We start from the raw sequence: 17,576 nt of genomic DNA, 5'->3' as shown, positions 1-17,576 counted from the left end.
AGCAATCAGCCAGGACTCAATGAACAGCACGGGAAAAGCAGATAACTTAAGCGGAGTCCCTATAACAGCACACCAGACCAGTGAAGGAATCGAAGTGAAGGCCGTTTATACGGAAGAGGATATTAAACAGGCAGAACATCACATGAATTTTCCGGGGCTTGCCCCTTTCACGCGCGGGCCATATCCCGCGATGTATGTGAACAGGCCATGGACAGTCAGGCAGTATGCGGGCTTTTCCACAGCGGAAGAATCCAATGCTTTTTATAAAAAGAATCTCGCCATGGGACAGAAGGGGCTTTCAGTCGCTTTCGACCTGGCGACACACCGGGGTTACGATTCTGATCATCCCCGGGTTTTCAGCGATGTGGGGAAGGCAGGGGTCGCAATCGACACTGTTGAGGATATGAAGATTCTTTTCCGGGATATCCCGCTTGATCAAATGTCGGTTTCCATGACGATGAATGGTGCCGTTCTGCCTATCCTTGCTTACTTCATCGTGACTGCAAAAGAGCAGGGAGTGGAGCCGGCACAGCTTTCCGGCACGATCCAAAATGACATTCTGAAAGAATATATGGTTCGGAACACCTATATCTATCCGCCGGAAATGTCGATGAAAATTATAGCCGATATTTTTGATTATACATCCAGCCATATGCCGAAGTTCAACAGTATATCCATATCGGGATATCATATGCAGGAAGCGGGGGCACCGGCTGACATTGAACTTGCCTATACGCTTGCCAACGGGCTCGAATATGTGCGAACGGGGCTTGCAGCCGGGATAGGCATTGATACGTTTGCCCCGAGGCTGTCGTTCTTTTGGGCGATCGGCATGAATTATTTTATGGAAGTGGCCAAGCTTAGGGCTGCAAGGTTCATCTGGGCTAAGCTCATGAAGCAGTTCAACCCGAAGAATCCGAAGTCCCTGGCCCTTCGAACTCACTCCCAGACTTCAGGCTGGAGCCTTGCCGAGCAGGATCCCTTCAACAATGTCACCCGGACACTGATTGAGGCACACGCAGCAGCCATGGGCCATACCCAGTCCCTTCACACGAATGCCCTTGATGAGGCCATTGCCCTGCCCACTGATTTTTCGGCAAGGATAGCAAGGAACACACAGCTATACCTACAGGAAGAAACCCATATTACAGATGTGATCGATCCATGGGGCGGTTCTTATTATGTAGAATCACTTACAGACGCCCTCATCACAAGAGCCTGGGCACATCTGGAGGAAATTGAAGAACTCGGCGGGATGTCCAAAGCCAATGAAACTGGACTCCCAAAGATGAAGATTGAAGAAGCTGCAGCCAGAAGGCAGGCCCAGATCGATTCCGGCGAAGAAATCCTGGTGGGTGTGAATGCCTACAAGCCGGACATGGAAGACGAAATAGAAATCCTGGAAGTGGATAATACGGCAGTAAGGCTCAGCCAGATTGAAAGGCTGAAACTTGTGAAGGAAGGCAGAAGTGAAGAGAAGGTGACAGCGGCACTCGCACGTCTTACGGCAGCTGCCCGGTCAGGGGAAGGCAACCTGCTTGACCTTGCAGTCGCGGCGGCGGCCGAAAGGGCGACAGTAGGTGAAATATCGGATGCCATTGAAGACGTTTGCGGGCGGCATAAGGCGGTAATACGGTCGATAAGCGGCATTTACAGCAGTTCTTACTCCAATGAGGAAGAAATTAAGGAAGTGCAGGAGCTGACGGCAGAATTCCTTGAAAATGAAGGAAGGCGGCCGAGGATCCTTGTGGCCAAGATGGGGCAGGATGGCCATGACCGGGGTGCAAAGGTCGTGGCTACCGCTTTTGCCGATCTAGGGTTTGATGTAGATATTGGTCCGCTCTTCCAAACTCCGGAAGAAACGGCCATGCAGGCTGTAGAAAACGATGTGCATGTAATCGGTATGAGTTCACTTGCTGGCGGCCACAAAACTCTGCTTCCTAAGCTCCGGGAAGAGCTTAAGAAACTGGGGAGGGAAGATATATTGGTCATCGCCGGCGGAGTCATCCCCGCTCAGGATTATCAATTCCTTATGGATCAGGGTGCCGCCTTGATATTCGGGCCGGGCACCATTATCCCCCGGGCAGCAGCACTGCTGATTAAAGCAGTCTATAAAAGCCTTGGGTATGAGGAAGTGTCTCAGTAATGCCGGGGGACAAAGAAAAGAGATTCAGAAAGAAGTCATCCGGGATACAAATTGATGAGCTGTATAATGGAGTGTCAGGCGGGAGCCGGACCATGCTCGCCAGGGCTATAACCCTTATTGAAAGCAATGCGCCGCATCACCTTGAAAGTGCCCAGCATTTGCTGAAGAAACTGGGTAACAATGAGCAGGAATCCATCAGGATTGGGATCTCAGGAGTGCCCGGGGCGGGAAAGAGCACCTTCATTGAGGCGTTTGGGACTTTCCTCTGCAATAGAGGCCATAAAGTGGCGGTCCTGGCGGTAGACCCCAGCTCAAGCATCGGGGGCGGAAGCATACTCGGTGATAAAACAAGGATGGAGAATCTGTCGCGAAATCCCAGTGCCTTCATCAGGCCTTCCCCGGCCGGTGGAACTCTTGGCGGAGTCCACCGTAAAACGAGGGAAACCATAAAGCTTTGTGAAGCGGCAGGTTTTGATATCATTCTGGTCGAGACAGTGGGAGTGGGACAGAGTGAGGCAAAGGTCAGGGAAATGGTTGATTTTTTTCTGCTCCTAGCCTTGACGGGAGCAGGAGATGAACTGCAGGGGATGAAAAAGGGCATCATGGAGCTGGCCGACGCTATCTTAGTCAATAAAGCAGACGGAAGCAATTTGCCTTCAGCTCTGAAAACGAAGCGGGAATATAATTCTATTCTCCATTTTATCCAACCTGCGACCAGGGGGTGGATTACCAGGGCATATACCTGTTCCTCTTTAACTGGAGATGGGATAAGTGATTTTTGGGAAGTGGTCGAACGCTTCCGGGCAGAAACAGGAGAGTCGGGAGTTTTTGAGGAAAGGCGGAAGTCACAGCTCGGCAACTGGATGAACTCCTTGATCACCGAACAGCTTGAAGCACTTTTTTTTCAGAACGGAGAAATTAAACGGCTGCTTCCGGAGGCCAGGCTTGAAGTCATGGCAGGGCAGCGGCCGGCAGTACAGGCTGTCCATGATCTTTTTTCAGCATTTTATACATCCATCATAGAGGAAAAAACATAATCTGCCGGCAAAGGGCAGATTATGTTTTTTTGTTTAGGCACTTTCCATTAGGATTATTGCCATCGGGCCGGACAGACTGTAAAGCAAAGAAAAGTCATGCCTCCGGAAAAGGCTCCATATGCTGAGATAGATTGATATGTTAAAAGGGGGATCAGCTGTATGCGGCGGATTAGATCAATGGCGAAGCAATTTTTGAAAGAACCTCTGTGGTTTCGGATTATAATTATTACATCATTTATTGCAGCAATTGTTTTCAGTAGTTCTTTTTTTAAAGAAAAAAGCTTTTATGACGGCTTTTCCAAGTCAGCGGCCGCCATCATATTTGCCTCTTATTTCGTTAAATTTAAAAGGAATACCTATACTGCAGCCATCCTGGCGGCGTGTGCCATTCTTTCTATCTATTTATCTCTACGTGCCTTCGTACTATAAAAGGTTCTTGAATCAAAAGAAAATGGATAGCACCGGGTGCTATCCAATCTAGGGAGTTTAGGGGTATGGTTCTAGATGTAGTTATATATTTCCCAATATGGTAAATATTAAACTTTCAGGCCTTATTATTTTCAAATCATTTTTAAGCTTGCTTCATTGTGGAAAATGTTCTGGTGCTGATATAATATGGATGAAGTACCTATGAAGGAGGAAGCAGATATGAGCATGGATTTTAACTTATTCATGAATGATATAGTCCGCCAGGCCCGCCAGGAAATCACGGCAGCCGGCTATACGGAATTAAAGACACCTGAAGAAGTGGACCAGGCATTGAACCAAAAAGGAACGACCCTGGTAATGGTCAATTCCGTATGCGGCTGTGCCGGAGGGATTGCCCGGCCTGCGGCTGCGCATTCCATACATTTTGACAAACGCCCCGACCAGCTGGTGACTGTTTTTGCCGGCCAGGATAAAGAGGCTACAGAAAAGGCGCGGAGCTACTTTACTGGTTTTCCGCCATCATCTCCATCCTTCGCATTGCTTAAGGATGGCGAGTTGATTACCATGGTCGAACGCCATGAAATTGAAGGTCACGAGCCAATGAGCGTGGTCAACAAGCTTCAGACTTACTTTGATCAATATTGCGAAGAAATCTAATCAATGGAAGGCTGGTTTTTCAGGCCGCCGGCAGGTTTATACCCTGCGGCACCTGGAGAGCCGGTTTTTTTTGTTTCAGGCTAAACATTATGCTGTGAAAACGTTTTACAGGACTGTATGCAGATGCATAAATATAATATACTTATTTTAAAATAATAATTTTGCAGGCTAAAAACAAGTAAAAATAATAGTTTTCAATCTTATGAGGTTGTGTTAAAATACATGATATTGCATATATATTATTCCGTGATTTCGCTTGTAAATTATGGTGATATAGTTCATAATTAATGAAAACTGACTTATGTTAATTTTCAGATTACTATTTTAGGGGGAATATTTTGTGAAAAAGTGGTTGTCAGTTTCTTTTGCTATTTTATTATTAACAGGAATCCTAGCAGCCTGCGGCACGTCTGAAGATACAAACGGCAGCAGCGGGGAAGGAAAAGAAAAAACGTTAAAGATGGGCACATCAGCTGATTATCGCCCATTCGAGTACATTGATACGGCGAAGAGTGACGAAATCATTGGCTTTGATGTAGATATCGCAAAAGCCATCACTAAAAAGCTCGGTTATAAAATGGAAATCCAGGATATGGAGTTCAACGGCCTTGTCACGGCACTGCAGAACAAGCAGGTAGACTTTGTCCTTGCGGGCATGACTCCAACCAAGGAACGTAAGGAAAGTGTGGATTTCAGTGATGTCTATTATTCTGCGAAACATTTGATTGTCACAAAAAAAGACAGCGGAATTAAAACGAAGGAAGATTTGAAAGGCAAGAATGTTGGAGTCCAGCTTGGATCTATCCAGGAAGGAATCGCCAATGATATCAAGAAAAAAGATAAGATAGACATGAAGGTTGAAAGCCGCAACCGGATTCCCGAGCTTATCCAGGAGATATCTGCCGGGCGCTATGATGCTGCCATTATTGAAGACACAGTTGCCAAAGGCTACATGAAAAACGATAAAGATTTAGTAAGCTATGAACTTTCAGTCGAAGGCGAAGCTGGTTCTGCGATCGCATTTCCGAAAGACAGCAAGCTGACTAAAGAATTCAACGCTGAATTAAAGAAAATGAAAGAAAATGGAGAGCTTGATAAGCTGATTTTGAAATGGTTCGATAACGCCAAGTAAGCCCAGGCTTTCATCATTCAAAAAGGAATGGCTCTTAAAAAGTCATTCCTTTTTTACCGGCTTGGCAAAACCATCAGGAAGGATTGAATATATTGAATCTTGATTTTAGCCGTGTCATTGAGTCCCTTCCCTACATATTGCAGGGTATTACGGTCACTTTGAAGGTAGTTGTTTTGGCAGCTATCCTTGGATTTGTACTCGGGATTATTTTATCCCTGCTGAAGATCAGCTCCGTTAAGCCGCTGAACTGGATTGCGGACTTTTACACCTCCATTTTCCGGGGCACCCCGCTCATCCTGCAGCTGATGCTTATTTATTTTGGGTCTCCGCAGGTATTCGGAGGGCAGATTTCCCCGTTCACCGCAGCGTTCCTCTCCTTTGGCCTGAATTCCGCTGCCTATATATCCGAAATCATCCGCGCGGGCATACTGGCAATCGATAAAGGGCAGAAGGAGGCGGCGATGGCCCTTGGTGTCCCATACCGGAAAATGATGCTCGATATCATCCTGCCGCAGGCAATGAAGAATATCCTTCCCGCATTGATGAACGAGATGATCACTCTTACAAAGGAATCAGCGGTTGTCACCCTCATTGGTTTAAATGATATTATGAGAAGGGCTTATATTGTGGGTGGACAAACTTACCGGTTCTTTGAACCAATCCTGCTTGCGGGTCTGATCTATTATATAATGGTCATGATCCTGACCATTGCAGGCAAGCTTGTGGAAAGGAGAATGAGACGCAGTGATTAATATAGAAAATCTCCATAAAAGCTTCGGGAAACTCGAGGTTTTAAAAGGAATAGATACCAAAATCAGTGATGGAGAAGTTGTTGCAATCATCGGTCCATCCGGATCGGGGAAATCGACCCTCCTCCGCTGCATCAATCTGCTGGAGCAGCCGACACAGGGAAGCATCTGGATCAAGGACGTGGATGTCACCAATAAAAAGACAAACATCCTGAAGGTCCGGTCCAATGTCGGAATGGTATTTCAGCATTTCCACCTGTTCCCGCACAAAACAGTACTTGAGAACCTGACATATGCACCAATGAAGGTCAAGAAATTTTCAAAAAAGCAGGCTGAACAAAAAGGGATGGAGCTCCTTGAAAGAGTGGGGCTCGCTGAAAAGGCGGCTGTCTATCCAAGTAAACTTTCGGGAGGCCAGAAGCAGAGGGTAGCAATTGCCCGTGCTTTAGCGATGGATCCTGAAGTTATGCTTTTTGATGAACCGACCTCTGCACTGGACCCCGAAATGGTCAAGGAAGTACTGGATGTCATGAAGTCTCTAGCCCATACCGGCATGACGATGGCGATCGTGACACATGAAATGGGCTTTGCCCGTGAAGTGGCCGACCGGGTGCTGTTCCTTGATGAAGGAGTACTTGTAGAAGACGCGAACCCCGCTGAATTCTTTTCTAGCCCAAAAACAGAAAGGGCAAAGAACTTCCTGGAGAAAGTTCTTTAGTCAACCCATGCTTCCATACAATGAACTGGCTGCAAAGATGTATCTTTGCGGCTTTTTTGTTGAAAAAATTAGAGGTTTTCCATCCTGAATGTAGAATTTCAAAGTAATAGTGATTATGGGAGGGAGCCGTTTTTATGGAACTATTCAAGATTCAGTATGACTGGATACAGCGGACAAGGGAAACTCTATTCAGGTATTGTGAAGAGATGTCCCGGGAGCACTATATCACCGAGCTCGAATCCTTCGGTGGTGATTCTATCCGCAGTCTGCATGCCCATACCGCCAATTGCTACCGGATTTGGCTCGGTGAACGTGCCCTCGGCAGAAGGATGCAAGCGATAGAGCCGCTTCAGATTGACAGTGTCGCTGCGATGCGTGAGGTTTTCCGGGAGACGGACAATCTTGTACAAAATTTTCTCGATGCATTTAAAGGATCCTGGGAGCGGGCCGTTTCTGTACGCTTAAGAAATGGGGACAGCATGGAGCCGACCGCCTTATGGCTATTTACACATACTGCCACGCATGAATTCCACCATAAAGGGCAGATTGTAAAAATCGGAAGGCAGCTTGGATATATCCCCCCTGATACCGACTTGATTGAACCGATAGACAAAGTAATGAGTCATCATTCAGAGTAACTTGCAGGCCTTCAATCTCCTATAATATTCTGCAAGTTTTCAGGATTCATGAGGAATTGCTCCGCAGCAGTCCTTATTTTAAAAAACATATATTTTTCCAGCAAAGACGGTATGGAAACCGCTGCTTTTGGAGAAGAAGAGATACGGCTCGGGATTTCTTGAATTGGCTGTACTAAAACGGCCAGCCCGGCTCTTGGAGTAATGAACAAATAAAATGCGGCCGGCTTATGAGAATGCCGGCCGCATTTTTTTAATCTTGCCTTATGGTGATTGCGCTCTATAATTTATACGGGCGGGACAGCCCGTGATATAATAATCCTTGGAGTTTGAACGAAATAAACAGGATTGAAGGTAGAAAGCTTGAACATTTTATGGGATTTTGACGGGACTTTATTTGATACCTATCCAGCATATACAAACGTGATCAAGCAGGTTTTGGGAGAGACGGCGGATGAAAAACACATCCTGGCACAATTGAAAATTTCCTTTTCACATGCAATCCAATCTCTTCAGCTGTCCAAAGAGGATATCATCGAGATGAAACGGTTGAACAAGTTGATTTCTCCTCATGATATGAAACCCTTTGAAGGTGTGGAAAACATATTAAAGCTGGCAGATAAGAATGTCATTATGACCCACAAAAGCAGGGCTGGGGTGACAGCCATCCTTCAACACTATGGCTGGGAGAGATACTTTGCCGACATGGTAACGATTGATGATGGATATCCAAGAAAGCCGGATTCCGCATCATATGCTTATCTTCACAGGAAACACCACATTGATCTGGTGATCGGAGACAGACTTTTGGATATACTGCCAGCAAAAGAATTAGGAATCAAGGCATGCCTGTTTCAAAACGAAGAAGGTGCAGCCGATTATTATCTGACGCACTATGATCAATTTTCCGAAGTATTCAGGATAAAGATTGATTCATGATGAACATCCCGGCTTAGTGAAGCAGCGAGAAGCGGGTTATGGAGGCTGGAGCACGTTTTCACTGCCTCCCTCACTTTTTAGAATCTTTGGCGCAGACGTAAAGAAGCCTGGCTATTATGTTCACAATGCTGTCAGTATCACTTTCGGAATTACGGTGGAGTGGCACACGAGTATGTTCTCTTTAACCAGCTGAATAGGGTTACAACTCAGAAGAAATTACATTCGAAAAAAGAATCTGGACAAAGGTGTGAGAAAGAGAATGGAGATAAATGATATACTTTCAAAGAAAATCCTGACAGAGGCAAAGGGCTATCTCGATGTGGGCTTTACCCATTCTTTGAATCCCTATAGCGGCTGTGCCTTCTCCTGCAGCTATTGCTATGTACGGGAAATGCCGATCCAGAAGTTCAAGGAAATACCCTGGGGTGACTGGGTGGATATTAAAAGAAATGCTGCTGAAAATTACCGGAAGGAAATCTTGTCGCTTCGCAAAAAGCATAAGCCTGTAAATATCTTCATGTCTACCGCAACCGATCCCTATCAGCCGCTGGAACGGGATGCACAGATTACCCGCGCCGTCTTGACGGAAATGAATGATAATCCGCCGGATTTCCTCCAGATTCAGACAAGGAGCCCTCTTGTGGCAAGGGATATTGATTTGCTGGTTCAGCTTGCTGAGAAATGCAGAGTACTGGTATCAATGACCATTGAAACCGACCGGGAAGATATCAAGAGGATCTTTGCCCCAAAAGCACCAGGAATCAGGCTGCGGCTCAAGGCACTAAAGGAAATTCATGATGCCGGCCTCTCCACACAGGCAGCCATCTCGCCTGTCCTGCCATTTACACCCGATTTTCCGGAGCTGCTAGCCGGAACGGTCGATCATATCTGGATTGATACATTGAATATAGGAGATGGAGCGATGGGAAAACGCTCTATGAGACTCGGTATGGGACAATTATTCTCAAAACATGAGCTTTCTAAATGGTATCGTGATGATATCCATTGGGCAGTAGAGAAATATTTCAAAAAATACTTCAAAGAAGACATCATACGTGTGTCCAAACAGGAAGCATTTCCAATAAAAGAGCGGGAACTATAGCCCGTCCATCATTCTCCTTTCAAGAACATTTAATCCAGCTTAATATCTCCTCAACAAATTCATGGTACATTAAAGCTGTTGGGATTATTAGCAGGATAGTCAAAAAAACAGGATGGTGCAGCTATGATGTTTAAGAGGATAGTTGTTAATTTTGTTCTGATCATGTCTCATTTCTACCTTGCCTGAGTATAATAGCCGGTAAAGCTGCAGTTGTCCGCTGGCGGCTTTTTTTATTGCAAATTTTTAAGTTTTTAAAAGCCAATTTTTCTCGGTTGATTGTGTAAATTTAACAAATAACTCATAATAAAAAATATGTTAGCGGAAGTCCTGCTGACAGAAAGCTGTCTTTAGGGAAAAAGGGAGAGGATTCAGCGTTTATACAAAATCAAGCTGCCTGGATTCAACCCACCCTCCCATCATTTCGTTTATTAAGAGATAGATATGCAGTCAAGGCGTCTTACGATAACTTCACTGAGTAACTAATAAGGAGGTGCCGTCTATGAAAGCAAAACCAATTTATGTAGAAATTCCAATGAAGGCTGAGCTTAAGGAGGTATGGGAAAGGAGCCAGGACCCAAAACTCCATGAACAATGGGACCTGCGCTTTTCTTCCATAACCTATCTGCCAAAAGAAAGTGAAGATGATCCACAGTCATTCTTATATGAAACGAAAATAGGATTTGGCCTCAAGGTTTCCGGCTGGGGAAAAAGCACAGGTACATATGACAAAAAGGATGGTTCAAGAAGCTCTTCCCTTCATTTTGGCACCGGTCAAAAGATATCCCCTATTCGGGAAGGCAGGGGGTATTGGAGGTACGTTCCGGCAGAAGAAGGCAGTACTTTCCTTACCCAATATGACTATGATGTGCGTTATGGAATGATAGGGCGGCTGCTGGATTTACTATTCCGCCCGCTGATGGGCTGGGCGACGGCTCTAAGCTTTGATGTGCTGAAACGATGGATGGAAAAAGGGGAGGCTCCCCGCTCACAATATCTGCGTTTTCTTATCAGCGCCTTAATTTCAGCGCTCTTCTTCTTTGTCTGGTTTTACCAGGGTCTGGTTCCAAAGATCATTGAAAAGCATGGGGCAGAGGTTTCTATGTTAAGCGGTTTATCTTCCCTTCGCGGAGAGTCCGCCACCCAGGCTGTGATGATCATTGGTTTTCTTGAAATGCTTTTTGCTCTGCTTTGGTTGTTTTATCGCAAAAAGAAACATCTTATGGCATTTCAGATGGTTATCTTTCCGGCATTGACATTTGCATCAATCGCTGCTCAGCCATCCATTGCTTTTCACCCGTTCAATCCCGTTTCCTTCAATATGAGTTTATGGATACTTTCCATCATCGGCTTTTTTGTATCCACAGATTTACCTTCCGCATCCAGTTGTAAACGCCGTAGAAAGGAAGATTAATAGTGTCGATTTATCGCTGTATCTTAGGAAAAGATTTTGGGAGGCTTCATCCCCGGCTTCAAGCCCGCTACGCCATCTCAATCGATGAGCCCTTTTATGCGGAGGGAACCATGTCAGTCATCAGAACCGGCCCTAAATGGCTGAAGCCCTTTTTAACTCTGGCTGCCCGGTGGAAATTCCTTTTTCCAGAACAAGGGGAGGATGTACCGTTTTCTATCAGAAATACCTGCCGGCCATTGCCGCAGGGCGCCCAAGAGATCTATTGGGAGCGTTCTTTCTTTTTCCCCCATGTTACCCGCCATTTTAATGCTTTCATGACCCTGGATCACAAGCGGGGTATTGTGAAGGATTACCTGGGTGAACCCAGCTTCTTTTATTCCGATTTGCTCTTTGCGGTAACGGAGGACGGGCGCCTTCAAATTTGTTCTGGATCTCAGCGGTTTGTGGCAGGCAGATGGGAGGTCCCGATTCCACGGCTGCTGATGGGCGCTGTAACGGTGGAGGAAGGCTATGACGACGAGAGGCAGGTATATACAATTAAAGTCGACATTCAAAACCCTATAGCAGGGAGGTTGATGGCCTATGAAGGTGAGTTTAAGGCGAAATCTATTTAACTCTACGATATTAGCCGGTATCCTCCTTTTCCTCGCAGCAAGCCTTGCAGCCGATTCCACCTATCTGCTCATACTGACTGCTGCACAGATCGTTTTCGTACCGCTGATGCTCAGGGAGATCATTGTAGTGGGAAGGAAATATACCCTGTTGATTTGGATCGGAATGATTTCCATTGCCTTATGGCATATCTTATCATCTGATCCTTGGAAGACAGTGTGTGCTGCCATCTATCTGTTATTTACCTTAACGGTAGCAATGTCCGGGCTGCGCCGCTTTTTTAACCGGGGGTTTGTGAATCTTGCCGAATTTTCGATTGATATGGGAATGATGTATTTATTTATAGGCGGTCTTTGGTTCTTTGCATTTGCCGCTCATGTTGAAACAGGCTTCAGTCCGCTGATTAACTGGCTGACTGCCATTCATTTTCATTACTCGGCGTTTTTGCTTCCCGTCTCGCTGGGGCTTTTTGGCCGTTTGCATGATTCGAAACTTTACCGTGGAATTGTTCCCCTTATCCTGGCAGGGCCAATGCTTGTTGCCATTGGCATTACGTTTTGGCCGATACTGGAATTGCTTTCAGTCCTGGTATACATATTTGCTCTATACAGCTTAATAATCCTCGCATATCGGACAAGATTTCCTGCCCGCCTGCAGGGGGTGCTGATCCGCCTGTCCTACAGTGCGCTCGGCGTTACAATTCTATTTTCCATGCTGTATGCTGCCGGAGGCAGTCTTGGCGGATACAGAGTCAGCGTTGATTTTATGCTTGCATTTCACGGGTTTGTAAATTGTGTCTGTTTTGGCCTGTTCGGGGTTTTAGGCTGGTGCATCGCAGTTCCCCCGGCAAGGCTTGTAAACTGGTCTTTTCCAGTAAGCAAGATTAGGGGAAAGCTGACACAGACAGGAAGCCCTGTCCAGGGATTGGTGGATGACATGGCTCTATTTGTGGATACCAGCGTATTGCCCCGGACCATAACCCATTTTTATGAACACACCGATCAATACCGCTTATTTGCCAGCGTAAAATGGTCGCCATGGTTTAAACCATTTGCTGTCATTTATAAGCTCATCAGCAGACAGACTCAGCAATTGAACCTGCCTTTATCAGGAAAAAGGACTGAAATGACAGGAGAAATCACAGCTGTTGATTCATTAGCAGATGGCAGGCACCGCCCGAGAGCCTGGGTAAGGAAGGTTAGGAATCAGACCGTGTTTACAGCGATTTATTCGCAGCACGAAACGGCAGGGAAAGCTTATATGAACATTGCCCTTCCGCTGCCTTTTTCAACCATGATCGGCATCCTGGAGCTTAAAGAAAAGGACAAATCTCTTATTCTCTCAAGCAGGGGTGAAGGTGATCCTGGCATATATTTTGCGGTGGGCGGCAGCCTGTTCCGGCTGCCATTGTCCGAACATTTTCAAATTGAGGAGAAACAAGCAGGCATGCTTGGGGCTCACCATAAGATGAAGATCTTTGGTGTTTCCTTTTTAGAAATTCACTATCACATTGAACATAAATGAAAAATATCTTAGCAATTAATTTTGTGTGACGTTAGGTGCGATGCCGCATACCAGGAATATAAATTATACTTCATCAGGAGGGAGAACCATGACAGAAATCGCATTTTTAGCTTCTTCCAAGCCTTTTTTAATCCCTGCGGAAATTGAAGAGTATAACAATCGACGAATATTTGAACGGGAGGAAGATGCTGTCTTTTTCACTGTGTGGGAGCTTGATGAGTACTGGAAGCGAAAAATAGAGGGACTGTTTACCATGCCATATGTTTATGAAGTTCATGGACTCGGAAACCGATTATTTCTGACATATGTTGAAAAGTATTTGGAAATGGGAGACGTTATAGAAATTTACGCTGTGCCCAATCAGCATGCATTCGATGAGTATAGACAACATACGCTGAGTCATCCGGAGCCGGTTGAAATAAATATAGGAAGCCGTACGTATAAAGATATGTACGGTTCCTATAAACTCAACCCTAAAAGGCTGCGTGGGGATCTTGGCAGCCGCAATTATATTTCTCATTTTGGAATTGCGACTTTTTTAAATTACTGATGTATTTTATAAAGATTGAAGAGCAGTCCAAGGTAACAGGGGGAGGATTGTACACATGCTTGAGAAGAAAGTGACATGGCTGGAGCTTTTTTATGATTTGTTATTTGTTGCTGCAGTGGCGGCAGCTACCCATGTGCTGCTTCATGTGGAAGAAGGTCATATCCATTTCGAATATTTGTTAAAATTTGTGTTGATATTTGTTCCCATCTGGTGGGCATGGGTCGGACAGACCATGTTTGTAAACCGCTTCGGGAAAGATCTGCTCCATCAGAGGCTTTTTTTATTCTTGCAGATGTTCTTCGCGCTGATTATGACATCCAGTCTTTCAGCAGATTTTGATCCTTACTATCTTTCCTTTTTAATTGGATACATAGGCTTAAGAGCGGTGACCGCCACCCGATATCTTGTAGTTGAGAGATTTGAAACAGGTCCCAGGAAGAAAGCTGCACAATTTTTAGGAAAATACTTTTGGATTGGCATCATGATTTCATTGCTTTCACTGATGTTTGATACCTGGATCCGGTATGTTGTTTTATATTTGGGTATTTTCGTAGATATCTTAGTTCCCATTTTTGGAAGAAAATATCTGGTTCCTACCAATACGGCGCATTTACTGGAGCGGTTTGGTCTGTTTACCATCATACTCCTCGGTGAGGCCCTTGTAAGCACTCTTGCGGTCATTCAGCCTGCAAAAGGTGATTGGTATGCCATCGGTTTTGCTGTTATATCGTTTATCCTGATCATAGCTATGTGGTGGCAGTATTTTGATAATATTGAAAAGAAGGTAGACAAGACTATGCAGACAACAGGGCAGTCCATTATTTATGGCCATCTGTTCATTTTGATGTCGTTATGCATGGTAGCTGCCTCCATCAGGCTGTTATTTCTTCAGAAATTTGACTACACGTTTATCATCACGTTCAGCTTCATTTCGATCCTGCTGTATTTTCTTTCCACCACTTTTGTTTTCCATCAATTTAGACATCCAGCTCACAGATTGAAAGTTCATCATTTCTTTGGTTTTGCTGGTATACTAATATTCTTTTATATTTTGAACCTTATGGTTACCATGCCGGTTACTGTTGTGCTGGGTGAATGGGCTTTGTTCTTTACCTATTATGCTAAGATCACAACCGCATAACTGCCACCTAAAGATGATGAATTTATAAAATTGTAAAGAGGAGCTCAGATGATTAAAAAGTATCTCATCATTATAGCTGTATTTTTATTGCTGGCGGCCTGCTCGGATCCCGTGGTGCCGCTTAAGGTTTCTCTTATCAATTATGAGGCTGAACCACCTGCGCATATGCACCATAAGACGGTGCAGAACAAAGAGGAACTGGCAGTCATCCATCAGATCATGGACCAGGCAGATTGGAAAAAAGGTGTAACAGAAAAAAAACCTCAATATTCTTTCTTCTTTGATAATCCTAATGCAAAGTCGGTTCCATATAAGCTTGCTGTTAAATCCAAAAAGAAGGCCGTGATCATAGAGGCCGATTATTCTCAAGCTGAATTGAATGCCGCGGATTCTTTCAGGTTTTTTGAGATTTTGGATATCCGATAATAGTTACCAGGGATTGCAATTGAAATCTTTACAGAGATCTTTTATGTTGCGTTAGTGAAATTATTGGGGAAGTTCTGATAATACTGAGTTTGCTGCTGCGCCTATTTCCTCTGCCTCTCCTTCGAATTATGTTCACGAACCAGGATTGGACAGGCGGACTGCCCAAGGGGGCTCCGGACGGAATGATGAGAAGCTGAACGCAGGCCTGGATGATGGATATCATCGGCATGCGCTGTTCCTAATGCTCCAGTCCAGAGCTCAGGACCATGCTCACTCCGCACTATCTTAAAAATCAGCAAGGAGAGGGATGCGCCCGGTTCTAAAGGCCTTAACTGGATTCTGACAAAGATCATTATTAAAGATCCGGCCATTCCCGGTATGCCTGCACCCGGCATATCGTATAAAAAAACTGCGCGATTTACTGTAATTTCACCTCCTATAACTGGTATGATGGGTTAAATACAAATATGGGAGATTGAAAAGCTTGAGAATAGGATACAGAACCTTGAAAACAGCAGTCGGAACAGGCTTGGCCATCTTTATTGCGCAGCTGGCCGGTTTGAATAATTTTGCTTCGGCAGGGATATTGACCATTCTATGTATACAGGTTACAAGAAAGAGGTCCCTCCGTACATCATGGGACCGGATGCTTGCCTGTCTTCTGGCGATGGCTTTTTCCTCGTTATTCTTTGAATTATTTGGCTACAATCCCCTTGTGATCGGTGTTATGCTTTTAGTCTTTATCCCGGTGACTGTTGCGCTTGGCGTGCAGGGAGGGATTGTAACGAGCAGTGTAATCATTCTTCACTTTTATTCCTCACAGCACGCTTCCTGGAGCCTGGCCGTTAACGAAGTGCTCCTGATTTCCATTGGTATTGGCGTAGCCTTGATCATGAATCTCTATATGCCGAGTGTGGATAACCAATTGATGAAATTTCAGGAGGAAGTGGAGAAGAACTTTGAGGTGATCTTCAAGGAGATTGTCGTCTATCTAAGGACCAATGAAACTCTATGGACAGGGGGAGAGATTACAGAAACGTCCCGCCTTTTATCAGAGGCTAAATCGCTTGCTCTTAAAGAGGTGGAAAACAGGGTGCTGAGGAATGAAGACATTTTTTATTCATATTTTAACATGCGCGACAAACAGTTCGATATCATAGTAAGGATGCTGCCGCTCGTTTCTTCTATCCCGTCAGCCATTGATCAGGGACATAAGGTGGCGGATTTTATTGAAGAGCTGAGTGATCATATTCATCCTTATAATACTGCCTATGTTTATATTGATAAGCTTGAGGAGCTGCGGAGGGATTTCAGGGAAATGGATCTTCCTAAGACAAGGGAGGAATTCGAGATCCGGGCGGCGCTGCTGCAGCTTGTGAAGGAACTTGAAGGGTATCTGGCCATCAAGGATGCATCACGGGGGTTTCCGACACATAAAACGAGAATTAAACCAAAACTTCAGGAGAAGACTAAGGAAAAAGCTTAGGTGGCGATTTTCGTGAAGTTATCAAAGTATATTCTAGTTGCTGTTTTGGCCCTCGGTTTTTTAGCCCCATCTGTGCATGCACAAACTAAGCCATTTATTATTGTAAACAAAAATTCGCATCAGCTCGCATACGTGAAAGACAGAAAAATACAGCAGGTATACAAGGTGGCGACCGGCAAGACGAAGGAATTGACGCCGGAAGGGTTATTTACGATCATAGTAAAAGCTGAAAACCCTTATTACAGGAAGAAAGATATACCCGGCGGAGACCCGCGCAATCCGCTTGGAACCAGATGGATCGGCTTTAATGCAAGAGGGACAGATGGGAGAGAATATGGAGTACATGGCACAAACCAGCCCTGGCTTGTGGGGACAAGCGTTTCCTCAGGCTGTATCCGGATGAGGAACCAGGATATCGAAAAGCTGTATCCCCTTATTCCGATAGGTTCAAAGATACTGGTAGTAAACTCCCCAAAAAGTTTTCAAGAACTGATTAAGCAATATCAAGGCCTGCAGCAGTAATAAAAAAGGGGATGATTCACGAAGTCATCCTCCTTTTTTAGATTGTATGGTAAAAATTCTCATTTTATGTGGTATGCTGTATAAAAGGAGTGGGTGCCATGATATGGATCGGCCTCTTTGGAGCGATGGCTCTAATATCCGGAATTGCTTCCTATATTCATAAACAAAGGAATTCTTCACTGCCCGACATTGAACATGGAATCAAGAATGCATCTGATTCACAGCAGATCTATACAGAAAGCGCTTTGCAGAACGCTAAGCACAATGATTTTAACAATTTCGGCAGCGGATCTTAAGGAACTGATTTGGTCCTTTTTTCTCGTATTGCAAAGCAAAACCCGCCGGAAAGGCGGGTTTTGA

At 45.0% G+C, this 17,576-nt stretch carries 19 protein-coding genes; all 19 read left to right on the top strand.

What is annotated here, in order from left to right; translation table 11 throughout:
• The first annotated feature begins 19 nt into the window (after positions 1-19).
• The 19 genes from scpA to V1501_RS14295 all read left to right on the top strand — a co-directional run bounded on the left by scpA (position 20) and on the right by V1501_RS14295 (position 17,512).
• Positions 20-2,146, top strand: a complete 2,127-nt coding sequence (scpA, locus tag V1501_RS14385) for a methylmalonyl-CoA mutase (RefSeq protein WP_409293377.1) — start codon at positions 20-22, stop codon at positions 2,144-2,146.
• Positions 2,146-3,183, top strand: a complete 1,038-nt coding sequence (gene meaB / locus V1501_RS14380; RefSeq protein WP_409289159.1) for a methylmalonyl Co-A mutase-associated GTPase MeaB — start codon at positions 2,146-2,148, stop codon at positions 3,181-3,183. Before scpA ends, meaB begins: the two co-directional genes overlap by 1 nt.
• 159 nt (positions 3,184-3,342) lie before the next feature.
• Positions 3,343-3,612: a hypothetical protein gene (locus V1501_RS14375; RefSeq protein WP_409289157.1), complete on the top strand. Its 270-nt coding sequence runs from the start codon at positions 3,343-3,345 to the stop codon at positions 3,610-3,612.
• 219 nt (positions 3,613-3,831) lie between these two features.
• Positions 3,832-4,269 (top strand): BrxA/BrxB family bacilliredoxin, encoded by a 438-nt coding sequence (locus tag V1501_RS14370; protein ID WP_409289155.1) that lies wholly within the window; start codon positions 3,832-3,834, stop codon positions 4,267-4,269.
• A gap of 340 nt (positions 4,270-4,609) precedes the next feature.
• On the top strand, positions 4,610-5,401 hold the full coding sequence (locus tag V1501_RS14365) for a transporter substrate-binding domain-containing protein (RefSeq protein ID WP_409289154.1): 792 nt from the start codon (positions 4,610-4,612) through the stop codon (positions 5,399-5,401).
• A 92-nt stretch (positions 5,402-5,493) separates the two neighbouring features.
• Entirely contained in the window at positions 5,494-6,153 is a 660-nt protein-coding gene (locus V1501_RS14360; protein ID WP_409289153.1) for an amino acid ABC transporter permease, read from the top strand.
• On the top strand, positions 6,146-6,868 hold the full coding sequence (locus V1501_RS14355; RefSeq protein WP_409289152.1) for an amino acid ABC transporter ATP-binding protein: 723 nt from the start codon (positions 6,146-6,148) through the stop codon (positions 6,866-6,868). The genes V1501_RS14360 and V1501_RS14355 overlap by 8 nt, the downstream gene beginning before the upstream one ends.
• A 134-nt stretch (positions 6,869-7,002) precedes the next feature.
• Positions 7,003-7,506: a DinB family protein gene (locus tag V1501_RS14350; protein ID WP_409289150.1), complete on the top strand. Its 504-nt coding sequence runs from the start codon at positions 7,003-7,005 to the stop codon at positions 7,504-7,506.
• Between the two features lie 360 nt (positions 7,507-7,866).
• On the top strand, positions 7,867-8,442 hold the full coding sequence (locus V1501_RS14345) for an HAD-IA family hydrolase (RefSeq protein WP_409289149.1): 576 nt from the start codon (positions 7,867-7,869) through the stop codon (positions 8,440-8,442).
• Positions 8,443-8,701: 259 nt separating this feature from the next.
• Positions 8,702-9,544: a radical SAM protein gene (locus V1501_RS14340; RefSeq protein ID WP_409289147.1), complete on the top strand. Its 843-nt coding sequence runs from the start codon at positions 8,702-8,704 to the stop codon at positions 9,542-9,544.
• A gap of 499 nt (positions 9,545-10,043) precedes the next feature.
• Positions 10,044-10,955 carry a DoxX-like family protein gene (locus V1501_RS14335; protein WP_409289145.1) on the top strand — a complete coding sequence of 304 codons (912 nt, stop codon included), beginning with the start codon at positions 10,044-10,046 and terminating at the stop codon, positions 10,953-10,955.
• Positions 10,956-10,957: 2 nt separating this feature from the next.
• Positions 10,958-11,569, top strand: coding sequence for a DUF4166 domain-containing protein (locus V1501_RS14330; RefSeq protein WP_409289144.1), 612 nt, complete (start codon positions 10,958-10,960; stop codon positions 11,567-11,569).
• Positions 11,538-13,091 (top strand): YndJ family protein, encoded by a 1,554-nt coding sequence (locus V1501_RS14325; protein ID WP_409289143.1) that lies wholly within the window; start codon positions 11,538-11,540, stop codon positions 13,089-13,091. The genes V1501_RS14330 and V1501_RS14325 overlap by 32 nt, the downstream gene beginning before the upstream one ends.
• An 88-nt stretch (positions 13,092-13,179) precedes the next feature.
• Positions 13,180-13,641 carry a hypothetical protein gene (locus V1501_RS14320; protein WP_409289142.1) on the top strand — a complete coding sequence of 154 codons (462 nt, stop codon included), beginning with the start codon at positions 13,180-13,182 and terminating at the stop codon, positions 13,639-13,641.
• A gap of 55 nt (positions 13,642-13,696) precedes the next feature.
• Complete coding sequence (locus tag V1501_RS14315; RefSeq protein ID WP_409289140.1) at positions 13,697-14,782, top strand: low temperature requirement protein A; 1,086 nt, start codon at positions 13,697-13,699, stop codon at positions 14,780-14,782.
• Positions 14,783-14,830: 48 nt separating this feature from the next.
• Positions 14,831-15,208 (top strand): hypothetical protein, encoded by a 378-nt coding sequence (locus V1501_RS14310; RefSeq protein WP_409289139.1) that lies wholly within the window; start codon positions 14,831-14,833, stop codon positions 15,206-15,208.
• Positions 15,209-15,692: 484 nt separating this feature from the next.
• Positions 15,693-16,694: an aromatic acid exporter family protein gene (locus tag V1501_RS14305; RefSeq protein ID WP_409289137.1), complete on the top strand. Its 1,002-nt coding sequence runs from the start codon at positions 15,693-15,695 to the stop codon at positions 16,692-16,694.
• A 30-nt stretch (positions 16,695-16,724) separates the two neighbouring features.
• Positions 16,725-17,216 carry a L,D-transpeptidase gene (locus V1501_RS14300; RefSeq protein ID WP_409293375.1) on the top strand — a complete coding sequence of 164 codons (492 nt, stop codon included), beginning with the start codon at positions 16,725-16,727 and terminating at the stop codon, positions 17,214-17,216.
• 98 nt (positions 17,217-17,314) lie between these two features.
• Positions 17,315-17,512: a hypothetical protein gene (locus tag V1501_RS14295; RefSeq protein WP_409289136.1), complete on the top strand. Its 198-nt coding sequence runs from the start codon at positions 17,315-17,317 to the stop codon at positions 17,510-17,512.
• Positions 17,513-17,576: the final 64 nt, after the last annotated feature.

This window comes from Paraperibacillus esterisolvens (assembly GCF_046237625.1).
GTDB classification, from domain to species: Bacteria; Bacillota; Bacilli; order Bacillales; family DSM-1321; genus Paraperibacillus; species Paraperibacillus esterisolvens.
This window is presented reverse-complemented; position numbering and strand designations above follow the sequence as displayed.

Excerpts from the sequence above, each read along its gene's own strand:
- scpA (WP_409293377.1), top strand. The coding sequence starts at position 20 with ATGAACAGCACGGGAAAAGCAGATAACTTAAGCGGAGTCCCTATAACA.
- meaB (WP_409289159.1), top strand. The coding sequence starts at position 2,146 with ATGCCGGGGGACAAAGAAAAGAGATTCAGAAAGAAGTCATCCGGGATA.
- V1501_RS14375 (WP_409289157.1), top strand. The coding sequence starts at position 3,343 with ATGCGGCGGATTAGATCAATGGCGAAGCAATTTTTGAAAGAACCTCTG.
- V1501_RS14370 (WP_409289155.1), top strand. The coding sequence starts at position 3,832 with ATGAGCATGGATTTTAACTTATTCATGAATGATATAGTCCGCCAGGCC.
- V1501_RS14350 (WP_409289150.1), top strand. The coding sequence starts at position 7,003 with ATGGAACTATTCAAGATTCAGTATGACTGGATACAGCGGACAAGGGAA.
- V1501_RS14340 (WP_409289147.1), top strand. The coding sequence starts at position 8,702 with ATGGAGATAAATGATATACTTTCAAAGAAAATCCTGACAGAGGCAAAG.
- V1501_RS14335 (WP_409289145.1), top strand. The coding sequence starts at position 10,044 with ATGAAAGCAAAACCAATTTATGTAGAAATTCCAATGAAGGCTGAGCTT.
- V1501_RS14325 (WP_409289143.1), top strand. The coding sequence starts at position 11,538 with ATGAAGGTGAGTTTAAGGCGAAATCTATTTAACTCTACGATATTAGCC.
- V1501_RS14320 (WP_409289142.1), top strand. The coding sequence starts at position 13,180 with ATGACAGAAATCGCATTTTTAGCTTCTTCCAAGCCTTTTTTAATCCCT.
- V1501_RS14315 (WP_409289140.1), top strand. The coding sequence starts at position 13,697 with ATGCTTGAGAAGAAAGTGACATGGCTGGAGCTTTTTTATGATTTGTTA.
- V1501_RS14310 (WP_409289139.1), top strand. The coding sequence starts at position 14,831 with ATGATTAAAAAGTATCTCATCATTATAGCTGTATTTTTATTGCTGGCG.
- V1501_RS14295 (WP_409289136.1), top strand. The coding sequence starts at position 17,315 with ATGATATGGATCGGCCTCTTTGGAGCGATGGCTCTAATATCCGGAATT.